Annotated in this window: 11 protein-coding genes; 6 read left to right on the top strand and 5 right to left on the bottom strand. The window is 63.2% G+C overall.

The window, feature by feature from the left end; genetic code table 11:
* The first annotated feature begins 72 nt into the window (after positions 1-72).
* The 3 genes from AC070A_RS29625 to AC070A_RS29615 all read left to right on the top strand — a co-directional run bounded on the left by AC070A_RS29625 (position 73) and on the right by AC070A_RS29615 (position 5154).
* Entirely contained in the window at positions 73-2394 is a 2322-nt protein-coding gene (locus AC070A_RS29625) for an OmpA family protein (protein WP_218374229.1), read from the top strand.
* A gap of 145 nt (positions 2395-2539) precedes the next feature.
* Positions 2540-3283 carry a polysaccharide deacetylase family protein gene (locus AC070A_RS29620; RefSeq protein ID WP_113737268.1) on the top strand — a complete coding sequence of 248 codons (744 nt, stop codon included), beginning with the start codon at positions 2540-2542 and terminating at the stop codon, positions 3281-3283.
* Positions 3284-3528: 245 nt separating this feature from the next.
* A complete protein-coding gene (locus AC070A_RS29615) occupies positions 3529-5154 on the top strand; it encodes a tetratricopeptide repeat protein (protein ID WP_113737267.1) in 1626 nt (541 codons plus the stop codon).
* 22 nt (positions 5155-5176) lie between these two features.
* Here the strand turns inward: AC070A_RS29615 and mobB are convergent, their stop codons facing one another.
* The 3 genes from mobB to AC070A_RS29600 are packed head-to-tail and all read right to left on the bottom strand — an operon-like array spanning position 5177 to position 7276.
* Positions 5177-5698, bottom strand: coding sequence for a molybdopterin-guanine dinucleotide biosynthesis protein B (gene mobB, locus AC070A_RS29610; RefSeq protein WP_058328846.1), 522 nt, complete (start codon positions 5696-5698; stop codon positions 5177-5179).
* Positions 5695-6357, bottom strand: a complete 663-nt coding sequence (mobA, locus tag AC070A_RS29605; RefSeq protein WP_113737266.1) for a molybdenum cofactor guanylyltransferase MobA — start codon at positions 6355-6357, stop codon at positions 5695-5697. Before mobA ends, mobB begins: the two co-directional genes overlap by 4 nt.
* A gap of 10 nt (positions 6358-6367) precedes the next feature.
* Positions 6368-7276, bottom strand: a complete 909-nt coding sequence (locus AC070A_RS29600) for a DMT family transporter (protein WP_113737265.1) — start codon at positions 7274-7276, stop codon at positions 6368-6370.
* Positions 7277-7728: 452 nt separating this feature from the next.
* Here AC070A_RS29600 and AC070A_RS29595 point away from each other — a divergent pair, with 452 nt between their 5' ends.
* Positions 7729-10272, top strand: a complete 2544-nt coding sequence (locus AC070A_RS29595) for a methyl-accepting chemotaxis protein (protein ID WP_113737264.1) — start codon at positions 7729-7731, stop codon at positions 10270-10272.
* Between the two features lie 283 nt (positions 10273-10555).
* On the opposite strand, the gene moaA is transcribed toward AC070A_RS29595, so the two are convergent.
* Positions 10556-11605 (bottom strand): GTP 3',8-cyclase MoaA, encoded by a 1050-nt coding sequence (gene moaA / locus AC070A_RS29590; RefSeq protein ID WP_082615752.1) that lies wholly within the window; start codon positions 11603-11605, stop codon positions 10556-10558.
* Positions 11606-11858: 253 nt separating this feature from the next.
* Between moaA and AC070A_RS29585 the strand changes: the two genes are divergently transcribed.
* Positions 11859-12233, top strand: a complete 375-nt coding sequence (locus tag AC070A_RS29585) for a gamma-butyrobetaine hydroxylase family protein (protein ID WP_057248853.1) — start codon at positions 11859-11861, stop codon at positions 12231-12233.
* An 18-nt stretch (positions 12234-12251) separates the two neighbouring features.
* Here AC070A_RS29585 and AC070A_RS29580 read toward each other — a convergent pair whose 3' ends face one another.
* Positions 12252-12764 carry a MarR family winged helix-turn-helix transcriptional regulator gene (locus AC070A_RS29580; RefSeq protein ID WP_093232993.1) on the bottom strand — a complete coding sequence of 171 codons (513 nt, stop codon included), beginning with the start codon at positions 12762-12764 and terminating at the stop codon, positions 12252-12254.
* Between the two features lie 17 nt (positions 12765-12781).
* Between AC070A_RS29580 and AC070A_RS29575 the strand changes: the two genes are divergently transcribed.
* Positions 12782-13690, top strand: a complete 909-nt coding sequence (locus AC070A_RS29575; protein WP_057248855.1) for an alpha/beta fold hydrolase — start codon at positions 12782-12784, stop codon at positions 13688-13690.
* Positions 13691-13751: the final 61 nt, after the last annotated feature.

The following is a 13751-nucleotide window of genomic DNA, read 5'->3' as shown; positions in this document are numbered from 1 at the left end:
CATTCTTAGCCGTGTCATACGCTGGGAAGAGGATGCGGGACCAGGACCTCCCAAGAAGAGGAAGGAAGACAAATGTCGATTCGATCCAAACTGTTTGCAACCGTCGCGCTGCCGGTGCTGTCGGTGTCCGTCGCGGTTCCGCCCGCTGTCGCCGACAACCTGATGAAGCCATTCGAGGTTGCACAGGAGGGTGGCGGTCAGTCTGAGGAAGAGCTGCTGCTGCAGAAGCAGCGCCAGGCTGAAGAAGAGGCAGCACGCCAGGCGGCCGAACAGCAGAAGGCGGCCGAAGAAGAGGCTGCTCGCCAGGCGGCGGAACAGCAGAAGGCTGCGGAAGAAGAGGCCGCCCGCCAGGCTGCAGAACAACAGAAGGCCGCTGAAGAAGAAGCCGCTCGCCAGGCCGCTGAACAGCAGAAGGCTGCCGAGGAAGAGGCTGCCCGTGCAGCCGCTGAACAGCAGAAGGCTGCTGAGGAAGAGGCTGCCCGCCAGGCTGCCGAACAACAGAAAGCTGCTGAAGAAGAAGCTGCGCGCCAGGCGGCTGAGCAGCAGAAGGCCGCTGACGAGCAGAAGGCTGCGGAAGAGCAGAAGGCCGCCGAAGAGCAACAGAAAGCCGCTGAACAGCAGAAGGCTGCAGAAGACGAAGCTGCCCGCCAGGCTGCCGAACAGCAGAAGGCAGCTGAAGAACAGCAGAAAGCTGCGGAGCAGGCTCAGCCCGGTACCTGCGTCGTACCGGAAGGTCAGGATGCATCGACCGCATGCCCGCCGGAAGGCGGCAAGGCAGCCGAACAGCCTGCGACCACCGAAGAGCAGAAGGCCGGCGAGCAGCCGCCCGTGACCGAAGAGCAGAAGGCAGGCGAACAGCCCGCGCCGACCGAAACGGCGCCGGGCACGGAGCCGCAACCCCAGACTGGCGAAGGCCAGCTTGTACCGGGCACGGAGCAACCGCAGACCGGCGAGGGCCAGCCTGTGCCCGGCACGGAGCAACCGCAGACCGGCGAGGGCCAGCCTGTGCCTCGCACCGAGCAGCCGCAGACCGGCGAAGGTCAACCCGTCCCGGGGACCGAGCAGCCGGCGACCGCCGAGCAGCAGCCGCAGGTGCAGCAGCCGGTTCCGGAAGTGGTCGACACCCGCACCGAAGAAGAAAAGGTGAAGATCGCCGAAGACCCGGCGGCGACCGACGAGACCGTCGTTCTGCCGGTTGAAAACGGTGCGGCCGTGCTCGACAGCGACAAGGACGCCGACAATGCCGGCGGCAACCAGGCGCGCGAAGAGCGCCAGAAGCTGCGCGAGGAGCTGCGCGCCAAGGAAGAAGACGCGCCGGCGCCGGCAGACGATGCCGCATCCCAGGCTGCCATCACCGCCGAGACCCCGGCCGACCTGACGCAGAAGATCGAGGCGAACCTCAACGAAAAGGGCACGCGCGTCGATGAGGCGCCGGTCTTCGTGGTTCCGGAGACGACCAACATCGTCAACAACACCGTCATCAACAACACGGTGATCAACAACAACACGACCGTCAACAACGTCACCAACAACATCACCGAGGTGAAGGTCGTCGAGCAGGTCGACAACCGCGTGATCCTCGGCGTCGGCGATCAGATCTTCGTGCGCGGCGACGACCGTCCGCGTCTGCGTCACGATGCGGAAGAGACCTATTACGACGAACTTCCGCGCGGCCGCACCCGCGAAACCATCCTGCGTCCGGGCGGCTACCGGATCGTCACCGTCTACAACCGCTACGGCGACATCCTGCAGCGCTCGCGCGTTGACCGCGACGGCAACGAATACCTGATGATCTACGCGCCCGAGCGTGACGAAGGTCCGCGTCCGGCGATCATCGACGTCGGCTACGAACTGCCGCCGATGCGCCTGCGCATCCCGGTGAGTGATTATATTGCCGACGTTTCCGACGACCCGGACCGTGACTACTACGAGTTCCTGGCCGAGCCGCCGGTCGAGCGTGTCGAGCGCGTCTACACGATGGACGAGGTGCGTCATTCGGCCCGCCTGCGCGACAAGGTTCGCCGTATCGATCTCGATACGATCACCTTCCCGACGGGCAGCGCCGAAGTGTCGATGTCGCAGGCGAAAACCATGCGCAAGGTCGCGGCCGCAATGGAGAAGGTTCTGGCGAAGGATCCGGGTGAAACCTTCTTCATCGAAGGCCACACTGATGCCGTCGGCTCGGACCGCTCGAACCTCGTGCTTTCGGATAAGCGCGCCGAATCGGTCGCATCGCTGCTGACCGAGGTCTACGGTATTCCGCCGGAAAACCTTGTGACCCAGGGCTACGGCGAGCGCTTCCTCAAGGTGCGGACTGAGGAGGCCGAACAGCAGAACCGCCGCGTCACCATTCGCCGCGTCACGCCGCTGGTCCGTCCGGTCGCGCAGCGCTAACAAAGTCGCCCAGCGCTGATCAAAGTCGCACAGCGCTGATCAAGCTTCGGGCAGGAATGTCCGAATAGCTCTAGGAAACCCGCCTCGCAAAAGGCGGGTTTCCGTCGTTTCACAGATCTCCAGCCTCTTTAATTTCCGGATTGCCATGAAAGCCGTTGCCCTGCCGTTCCTCGCCTTCGCCATCCTCACCCAATCGGCTGTCGCAGCACCGGGGCTCGTGGAGCCGGATCTGCGGCTGCCGGCCAATCCAGATGGAAAGAGCGGGGCGCCGCGCGTCGCCCTGACGCTCGATGCCTGCAGCGGCGCGACCGACATGCGCATCCTCGGCACCCTAATCGAGAACCACATTCCGGCGACGATCTTCGTGACCGCGCGCTGGCTGAAGCGCAACGGCCTCGTCGTCGAGGTGATGAAGGCGCATCCGGATCTGTTCGAGATCGAGGATCACGGCGCGATGCATGTGCCGTCGATCGACGTGAAGGTCTCGGTCTATGGTCTGGCGGCGGCCGGGTCGGAGGCTGCGGTTGCGGCCGAAGTCGATGGCGGTGCGACGGCGATCAAGGCGCATGGCCTGCCGGCGCCGCACTGGTTCCGTGGGGCAACCGCCAAATATACCCATTCGTCGATGAGCCAGATCCGCGCCATGGGTTATCGCATCGCCGGCTACTCGGTGAACGGCGACGGCGGCTCGCTGCTCGGCGCAGCCGTCGCCGAAAAGCGCATTCGCGCAGCGAAGGACGGCGACGTCATCATCGCCCATATCAACCAGCCGACCCATTCCGCCGGCGCCGGCGTCGCGCGCGGCATTCTCGATCTCAAGGCGAAGGGCTACAGCTTCGTCCGGCTGAACGACATCCCGGATGAAATGACAGTCGGCGCGACGAATTGACGGATTTTGGCGGCTGGCTGCGGAAAATGTCCGTCAGGAAATGGTCAGCGCCGGAAAATGTCTGCGTCGAGTGATATCTCCCCGAGCGCGGCGACGTTCCATATCCCATATCTCGTGGTGGATTGTGCGTGCTCGACCAAGCCGTTTCTCTCATGACAGTTGCAAGGCCGCTGCTCGACGCAAAGTAGCGGCTTGTCGAATTCCATTTTCCGTTGCCGGCAGCTCCCCCTTAGGCTTGTCGAGCTATGCGTCTGGCTCTGGAGGAGTGGATGAAGCGTATCGTTATCGGGTTCGTTGTCGCGCTGCTATCGCAGGCATTCGCGTCGCCTGCGCGCGCAGATGGTGCGAGTGCGCCATTGCAGCCGTTCGAGCAAGTGCTGGAGCGCGCCGAGAAAGGCGATGTCGAGGCTGAGATCGATATCGGCATACGCTACCAGACAGGTGAGGGTGTTGCGCGCGACGTTTTGAAAGCCATCGGCTGGTATCGGGGGCCGGCCGAGAAGGGTAACGCGAAAGCGCAATTCCTGCTTGGCACTATCTATTTCAACGGTGCCGAGGGCGTGAGGCAGAACTATGCCGAGGCGCTACGCTGGTATCGGCCTTCAGCCGAGCAGAAGATGCCGGCCGCCCAATTCAGTCTCGGGGTTCACTACGAACGCGGCTTGGGTGTCGCGAAGGACGAGGCGCAGGCTATCGTCTACTATCGGTTGGCTGCGGAACAAGGTTACGCCACCGCCCAATACAACCTGGGCTACCTGCTCCAGGAGGGGCGTGGAACGAAGCGCGACCTTGCTGAGGCCTTCGAATGGTATCGCAAGGCGGCAGAGCAGGGGCTGGTTGCGGCCATGCACAATCTCGCCGTCGCCTACTTGCAGGGCAACGGCACGCTGAGAAATGACGCAGCGGCCTACCGATGGGAGTCGCGCGCCGCGATCGGCGGGGAACCCCGCTCTCAGTTCAATCTCGGAGTCATGTACGAGAGAGGCACCGGTGTCGAACGTAGCGTTCCCGAGGCGCTCAACTGGTATGTGCGAGCAGCCGAGCAGGGGAACATCGAAGGACAAACGAATGCCGGCAGGCTCTATTTCAACAGCGAGGCCGGGCGGGTCGATACCAAGGAGGGGGATCGCTGGCTGCGGCTTGCTGCGCGTGGCGGAAATGGGCAGGCACAAAATCTCCTCTGCACCATCTACGTGCGCGCATTCGGCGTCGGGCGCGACGATCGGGAAGCGGTAAAGTGGTGCCGCTTGGCGGCCGACCGGGGCATGGCCTCGGCGCAGGTGGATCTGGCAATCTTCTACATGCTGGGTCGCGGCGTCGAGAAGGACGAGGCTCAGGCATTCGAGCTGTTCCTGAAGGCGGCAAAGCAGGGGAACCCGCAAGCCCAGATGAATGTCGGCGCCATGTACCTGACGGGTGCCGGCGTTAATGAAAACTACGCGGAGGCGCACCGCTGGTTCCTGATGCTTGCTGATCGCGGAGATCCGAAGGGGCAATTCAACCTGGCGGTCATGTATGCGAACGGCCAAGGTATAGAGAAGAACGTGAAGGAAGCGGCGCGGCTCTACAAGCTTTCGGCTGACCAGGGTTATGCCCTGGCGCAGTTCAATCTCGCCATGGCCTATCTGAACGGCATCGGCGTGGAGATTGACGCTCCGGCTGCCGTCCGGTGGTTCCGCAAGGCGGCGGAGCAAGGAAATGCCGACGCGCAATTCTTTCTCGGTATCGCCTATGCGAGAGGCGATGGGGTGGAGCAGGACCTTTCAGCCGCGGCCGAATGGTATGCCAAGGCCACCGCGCAGGGGATGCGGAAGGCGCAGGAGTTGCTGGCGAAGCTGCCGGAAGAGCATCGCCGCGCCTCGCAGCGTTGAGCCTGCAGCGCCTTCGCGCCTTTCAGACGCCTTTGCGCTGCAACCCTGTGACCTTCTCCACGAAATCGGCGATCGCGATGGTGTCGTCGAGGTCGAAAAGCGGAAGATCGGCATTGGCAACCGGGTGATCGGCAGCGATCGCGCAGATGTGCGGATCGGTGGGGGCCAGCGGCTCTCGGTTCGCCGATTCCAGGCGCCGGGCCTCGATTTTCGGGATCGGTTCGCGCTTGTAGCCTTCGACGAGCACAAGATCGCAAGGGGCAAGCCGCGCAAGGATGTTCTCGAAGGACGGTTCCGGTGCGCCGCGCAATTCGTGCATGATCGCAAACCGCGTGCCGGAGACGATCGTCACCTCGTGGGCGCCAGCCTCGCGATGGCGGTAGCTGTCGGCGCCGACCTTGTCGATGTCGAAGTCGTGGTGCGCGTGCTTGACGGTGGAAACCACGTAGCCGCGCTGCGTCAATTCGGTGACGAGTCGCACCATCAGTCCGGTCTTGCCGGAATTCTTCCAGCCGGCGATGCCGAAGATCTTCATGGCGTTCATGCTCTGCTGTCCTCGAAAAAGCTCAACCATCCCTTCGCCTCGGTGAGATCCGCAGGCGTGTTGACGTTGAAGAAGGGATCGAATGCGCCCTTCGGCGTCATGGTGACAGGAAAGTCGACCGTTACCGAGGCATGGCGTTCGATGAAGGCACGGACGCGGCGCTTCGGGTCGCTCATCAGCCAGTTCTCCAGATCGTCGGCGAGCGCAACTGGCCAGAGCGCAAACAGTGGATGCATCTGGCCGACGGATGCCGCTACGGCAATCTGTTGACGTTGGGTCAAGGCGGCGATCAGTCGCGCGACGAGGTCATCGGGAAAGAAGGGCGTGTCGGTGGGAACGACCAAGACATGGGATGCTTCCGGCGTAGCCCCTGCCACATGGCGCATGGCCGTCAGCACGCCGGCGAGCGGTCCGAGAAAACCCGGAACCGTATCGGCAATGACGGGCGTATTTCCGTCGACGGCGTCTGCCGGTTCGGCGTTGAGGTTGACGGCTATGCTGGTGACCTGGGGACGAAGCCGCTCGATGATGTGCGAAAGCATCGTGCGGCCACCCAGGTGAAGGTCGGGCTTGGGGCTTCCCATGCGGCGCGACAGTCCGCCTGCGAGGATGACGGCGGTTAGCGGTTCGCTGATCAGACGGCGTGAGGTGTCCGGCATCGCGCGGCTCCTATTCCAAAGGGCCGGTCAGCGAGCGCTGGGCGACCGCTTTTCGGCCGCGCAGGGTCTCGCGGTAGAAGGTGTAGAGGCCCGAACCGATAATGACCGCAACGCCGACCAGCATCCAGCTATCGGGCACTTCCGTAAAGAAGAAGATGCCGATCGCGATCGACCAGATCAGGCTGGTGTAGCGGAAGGGCGCAATGACCGAGATATCGCCCGCGCGCATTGCCAGCACGATCGTCTGGTAACCGAGCATCAGCAGGATGCTCGCGGCGGCGATGTGGCTGAAGGTCGTCGCCGACATTGGCTGCCAGCCGCCCATCGGCTGGATGAGGACGGCACCGACGATGGTTGTGACAAGGGAGGTCGACACGGTGATGTAAAGCGAGGGCACGTCATGGCCGATGCGGCGGGTGCAGAGATCGCGGGTTGCCGTGACGAACACGCAGGCGACGACGGTCAGTGCCGCCGGCGTGAAGCCCTCGGGACCGGGCCGAAGCACGATCAGCACGCCGATGAAGCCGGCGATGATCGCCGTCCAGCGCCGCCAGCCGACTGGCTCGCCGAGGAACAGGGCGGCGCCGAGCGTGACGGCCAAGGGCAGCGCCTGCATGATCGCCGAGGCATTGGCGAGCGGGATCTGGCCGAGGGCGGAGATATAGGTGACCGAGGCGAGCGCCTCCATGGCGATGCGCAGCAGGATCACCGGCTTCATCAGGGTGCGGAGCGGCCGAAAGGCGCGAAACTGCCAGGCGGCCAGCACCACCATCAGCGTCGTCAGCAGCCCGCGCACGAAGATGATCTGGCCGACATTCATCGCGCCGGTGACAGATTTGACGAGCGCGTCGTTGCAGGAGAACGTGACCATCGCCAGGCACATGAAAAGAATGCCGCGGAAATTGGTGGAGGCTTGCATGCTGGCTGTCCTGCGGCGCCGGCGAGCGGGCTACGCTGTCGACGAATGGGGAGGCGAATCCACGGGATGGATCGCCTAATGTTTAAGCATTGGCTGCCGGCTTGTGCAAACGGGTTCGCACGCGGCGGCCGTTTTTCTTTCAGCGCAAGTAGAACGGTCCGCGCCGGCTGAGTTCAATTGCCCGGAAGACTGTGGCAGGCCGCTAAAACTCCGCCGGCGAACATGAGCTTATTCGCGGAATCTTAAGTTTCGCTGCCTATCGTCGCTGCAATTCCGCATCCATTCGCATGACGCGATCGGCGGGGTGGCACCGCAGTAACCTTGCAGGGTGGCCATTCCAGGGACGTCTGCCCAGGCTTAGGAGAGCCTTCGGCACTCGTCCCATCGGTGTTTCCACCAAGAAAAGCCGCCGCGCGGGCCTGCTTCCCATAAGAATAATTCAGGGGTGCGCAATGTCTTTCATCGATCGCCTGCTGCAGCGCTTGCGGATCGTCACCAAGGTTCTGCTTTTCGTGGTTCCGCTTGTGGCGCTGATTGCCGGTATTGGTCTCATTGGCTTCTTTACCGCCCGCACGCTCAACGGCCATATGACCGTGACGCGGGAAACCATCAACAATCTCTCGGATTTCCAGGCGCTGCGCAGCGCGCTGCAGGCTTTTGCCGATGCGCCGAGCGAGGCAACGCGGGCTGCTTTGGCGAGCCAGATCGACGAGCAGGAAAGCGGCGTGAAGACGCTGGACAGCCTGCTGACGCGCGGTGAGGACAAGGCGGAGATCGCCTCGGTGCTGGCGCTGGGCGAGGCGATGCGCAGCCAGACGGAAAAGCTCTGGGTGACCAAGCTCGAGCGGGACCAGGTGACGGCATCGCTGGAAACGGCGCTCGCCGACATGACCGAGCAGGGCAACAGTGCCTACAAGCAGATCGACATCATCCGCAAGGAATCCGGCGAGAAGGAAGCCTTCGCCAAGGCGCTGCTCTTCGATGCCGCCGCCTATCAGGGCCTGGCCGAGCGCATCAAGAAATTCCGACTGCCGGTCACGATGGCCGTCAATCCGGATGCCAAGATCGATCAGGCGGGCAAGCTGCTGCCGCATCTCGTGAAGCAGATCGATGAGGCCGAAAAGATTGCCTCGGAAAAGGTGCAAGCGCCGATTGCCGACGTGAAGGAACAGGCGCTCAAGGTTCAGGCGATCCTTGCCGGTGCCGAAGACAGCGAGGCGAAGAAAAACGCGCTGGTGCCGATCCTCAGCAAGTTCTCCAAATATGAAGCGGACTTCGCCAAGGAGGCAGCCAAGAACTCGGATACGGCGGCCAAGCGCTTCGTCGGCATGGATGCCGAGATTTCACAACTGAAGACCCTCATCGCGCTGATGGGCGATACCTTCAAGGGGCTCGACAGCACGCGGCTGCATATCAGCGAGTTGCACCGCAAGCTCGATGCCGCGGGCCGCGAGCCGGTCATGGCTGACATCCAGACGGTTCGCGAAACGGCGGGCAAGCTCGGCGAACTCGGCGGCAAGAACGCGGCGCTTCGCGATCTTCCGGCGAAGCTTGGGCCCTCGCTCGGCAACATCGACAAGGACACCGCGGCACTGATCGACGTCGGCGGCCGCTGGCTGGCGGCCAAGGCGGAAGCTTCGGCACTCGTGGCCACTGCCAGCACCACGCTTGAGAGTTTCGTCAGCAGCGCGCAGGAAGCCGGCAAGGTCGACAGCCAGCGCTCGGCCGATGTCTCGATCGTCGCCATGATTGCCGGCACGCTGCTCGCCATCATCGGTGGCCTGATGCTGGTCGAAACGCTGCGTGGCCCGCTGAAGCGCGTGACCGAAACGATGACGCGGCTTGCCGGCGGCGATCTCGACGTTGCCATCGAGGGTCGCAACCGCGGCGACGAGATCGGCGACATGGTGCGCTCCGTTGCCGTGTTCCGCGACAATGCCCTCGAGAACGTGCGGCTGGGGCGCGAGGCGGAGGCGGCGCGTGCGCTTTCGGCAGAAGAAGAAGCGCGCCGCGCCGCGGAGCGTGCCCGGGTTGAGGCCGAGCAGATGCAGGCGCTGAATGCGCTTTCGGATGTTCTCGCAGCTCTCGCCGACGGCAATCTCGAGGAAGGCATGGCCGAGGACCTGCCGGCCGACTACGTCATCATGGCCCGCACCTACAACAATGCGGTCGAGGCACTGCGCGCGACGCTGGCCGACGTGCGTGTCGTTACAGGCGAGATCACCGGTGGCACCGGCAATCTCGCGTCGTCGGCTGACGACCTGGCACGCCGCACCGAGCAGCAGGCGGCCGCACTCGAGGAAAGCTCGCGTGCCCTTCGGCAGTTGACGGAGATCGTTCGCACGACGGCGGAAAGTGCGCGCAAGACGACGGTGTCGGTGGGCGAAACCAATTCTTATGCCAAGCATTCCGGCCAGGTGGTGGCCAAGGCGATCGACGCCATGGCGGAGATCAATCGCTCGTCGGAGAAGATCAGCACGATCATCGGCGTCATCGACGAGATCGCTTTCCAGACCAACCTCCTGGCGCTCAATGCCGGCGTCGAGGCGGCGCGGGCAGGCGAGGCGGGCCGTGGCTTTGCCGTCGTGGCGCAGGAAGTGCGCGAGCTTGCCCAGCGTTGCGCAGGAGCTGCTCGCGAGATCAAGGGGCTGATTTCCGAAAGCTCGGCGCAGGTGCGGAGCGGCGTTGCTCTGGTGCAGGAAACGGGCGATGCGCTCACCGTCATCAACAGCCACATCACCACGATCCACGACCTCGTCAGCAATATCGAGGCTTCGGCAGCCGACCAGTACACCGGCCTCAACGAGGTCAATTCTGCAGTGCATGAGGTCGAGCTGATCACCCAGCAGAACGCCGCGATGGTCGAGGAGAACACCGCCGAGATCCACGGGCTTCGCCGGCAGGTGGAAGCGCTTAACGAGAAGATCGAGCGCTTCCGCACCGGTACGGAGGGGATGGGTGCGCAGGCGCAGGGGCGCGGGAGCTACGCGGCCTGATCTGTTCCTCCGACGGCGGCTTTCAAGGCTTGCCGCCCGGCTTGTCAGCCCCTCACCGTAACCCTCACCCCGCAGGCGGGGCGGGGGATGTGCACTGCGGCAAGACGTCCCAATGTAGGTCGCCGGAAAGCGCAGGCCGTCGACGCATCTGTGCGGAGTACGTGGGGACACGAGCGTGTGCCCCACATTCCCTTCTCCCCGCTTGGCGAGGGAGAAGGTGCCGGCAGGCGGTTGAGGGGCCGCCTGCCGGTTGTTCATCCAAAGTTGGTATCGTGCGGGACGGTCAGCCGCCGGTGACGCTCATGTGGCGGGCGACGGCGGGACGGTTGTGCTCCCGGTCGATGATGAAGTCGTGGCCTTTCGGCTTGCGGCCGATCGCCTCGTCTATCACCTGGCTCAAATAGGCATCGTCTTCGGAGGCCCGGAGCGCAGTGCGCAGGTCGGCCGCGTCGTTCTGGCCGAGGCACATGTAGAGCGTGCCGGTGCAGGTGAGGCGGACGCGGTTGCAGCTTTCGCAGAAGTTATGCGTCATCGGCGTGATAAGGCCGAGCCGTCCGCCGGTTTCCGCAACCTCGAGATAACGGGCAGGGCCGCCGGTGCGATAGGGAATGTCCGAGAACGTGAAGCTCTGTTCCAATTGCCGGCGCATTTCGGAGAGCGGCATGTAGTGGTCGGTGCGGTCTTCTTCGATCTCGCCCATCGGCATGGTTTCGATCAGCGTCAGGTCCATGCCGCGGCCATGGGCCCAGCGCATGAGATCGGGGATCTCCGCGTCGTTGAAACCTTTCAGCGCCACGGCGTTGATCTTGATCTTGAGGCCGGCAGCCTGGGCCGCGTCGATGCCTTCCATGACCTTGGAGAGGTCGCCCCAGCGGGTGATCTGGTGGAACTTCGCCGCGTCGAGCGTGTCGAGCGAGACGTTGATGCGCTTGACGCCGCACTCGACAAGCTCGGAGGCATATTTCGCGAGCTGCGAGCCATTGGTCGTCAGCGTCAACTCGTCGAGCCGGCCGGCCTCGATCTCCTTGCCGAGTTCACGCACCAGGAACATGATGTTCTTGCGCACCAGCGGCTCGCCGCCGGTGAGCCGCAGCTTGCGCACGCCCTTGGCGATGAAGGCGGAACAGAGCCGGTGCAATTCTTCGAGCGTCAGCAGATCCTTCTTCGGCAGGAAGGTCATGTGTTCCGCCATGCAATAGGTGCAGCGGAAATCGCAGCGATCGGTGACCGACACGCGCAGATAGGTAATCGCCCGACCGAAGGGGTCGATCATTGGAACGGTCTTCTGCTCTAGCGGCCTGGCGCCGAACCTGTCTATCGTGGCTGTGTTCAAAACGTCTTTCTCCCAGCCCTTTCAATGTCGTTGTCGAACCTGCTCGCGTCAAGGCGCATACTGTCGCAAAGTGTTGATCGGAAGAGCAGGGTAATTCTCGCCAGCCGATTTCTGCGCTAGTGCATACTCATCCCTAAGTCAAAGCCGCATCAGGGATAGGAGGTTTCAGCAAGCAAGGTGCGATGAAGCTTTCAGGCGGATCACGGCGAATGGACGGCATCGCGTTTGCCGTTCGCGAACAGGAGCAGGCAATATGAGTGAAATCTGGCCGACGGAACTGCGTGTCTCCAAGGATCGCCACCGGCTCGTCGTCGCCTTCAACGATGGCGCATCCTTCGATCTCTCGGCGGAGATGCTGCGGGTACTATCGCCGTCTGCCGAAGTGCAGGGCCATGGGCCGGGCCAACGGGTGACGGTGCCCGGCAAGCGCAACGTGCAGATCATTTCAGTGCAGCCAACCGGCAACTACGCGGTGCGCATCGGTTTCGACGATTTTCACGATACCGGCATCTTCACCTGGAGCTATCTGCGCGAACTCGGCGAGAAGGGTGGAGAGCTCTTCGGTGCTTATGAACAGGAACTCGCTGAGAAGGGCATGTCGCGCGACAAGACGGAAAAGCCGCGCTGATCTCGACTATGCCTGTCGTCAGGCCAGTTCGTCCTCTTCTTTCAGCAGTATCCCGATCAGCCGCTCCATGGATCGGGTGACCACCATGCAGTCCTCCAACGGCTCGTCGTCCAGCAATTTCTCGATCAGCGCCGTGTGGATCTCCATGGCTGCCTCCGTAAGGTTGCGGCCCTCCTGTGTCAGCGACAACCGCAGCACCCGTTTGTCCTTCTCGTCACCGCGGCGCAGGATCAGGCCGCGCTTTTCCAGCTGCGGCAACAGCATGCTCATGTTGGAGCGGCCCACCAGCAGTTTGCGTGCCAGTTCCTGCTGCGAAATGCCGTCGAAGCGGTAGAGGTTGATCAGGATATCGAGGTGTGGCGGCTTGATGTCGAGATGGGCGATCTCGCGCGTCACCGTCTGCTGCATGAGCTGGCAGGCGCGCGCAACCGCGATCCAGCTGCGGAAACGGGGGTGATCCCAAGGGAAATGGTGTTCTGTCGTCACTTGATTTTTGTTCAACGTTGTACAATTATGTTCAGCATTGAACATAACAAGAGATTCCCACTATGGCACCCTTTGCGATCAAGGTCATCCGCCACACGCTGAAAGGCGTGGCAGCGTTCTCGCCCGAGGCCGCCGGCAGGCTTGCCTTCAAGCTTTTCAGCGTGACGCCCGGCCGGAAGCCTAAGAACGCCAAGGAGAGGGCGGCGCTCGCGGCCGCGGCGCCCGTGATCGCCACGGGGCAGCCGGTGACGCTTTCCTATGCCGGCGGCTGGGTGCTGGCACGCCAGTTCGCCGCTCCGCGCAATGCCGCCAACGCCAAGCGCATCCTGCTCGTGCATGGCTGGGGATCGCGCAGCGACTACTTGGCTGCGATGATCGATGGCCTGGTCAAAGGCGGCGCTGAAGTGGTGACGCTCGACTGGCCGGGGCATGGCGGTTCGCCGGGACGCACACTCACGATGCCTGCAGCGGTCAGGGCGATCGACGCCGCCTGGCGGCATTTCGGCAATTTCGATGTCTGCGTCGGTCATTCCTTTGGCGGGGGAAGCCTTGCTTGTGCGGCGGGCGGCATCGTCTGCGACGTGCGCAGCCATGTGGCGAAGAAGCTGGTGCTGATCGGCGCGCCGAGCGAGATGACTTGGCTTTTCAAAGGTTTCGGCAAAATTCTTCGCCTGGCGCCGAAGACGCAGGCGGCCTTCGAAGATGTTGTCGAGCGTCTCGCCGGCAGACGCCTCGAGGATTTCGACGCCGCGCGGATCATCGGCGTCCTCGCCGTGCCGACGCTGGTCATCCATGCGGAGGACGACAAGGAGGTCGCGGCCGATCATGCCCGCCGCTATGCAGCCGCTGGGCCGAACGTGGAGATGTTTTGGGCAAACGGCTTCGGCCATCGCCGCATCGTCTCGGCCGCACCCGTGATCGCGCGGATCAATGCCTTCATACACGCGGAAGATCAAAAAGCCGCCGCCTGACTATTTTTCGTTGCTGCCGTCATCAGACTGTCATGCTATCGGTCAAAGGGTCGCTTTAGCC

The organism is Ensifer sp. GW101-20A05 (assembly GCF_059424735.1).
Note: the sequence above shows the minus strand (reverse complement) of the source record. Positions and strands in the feature narration are given on the sequence as shown.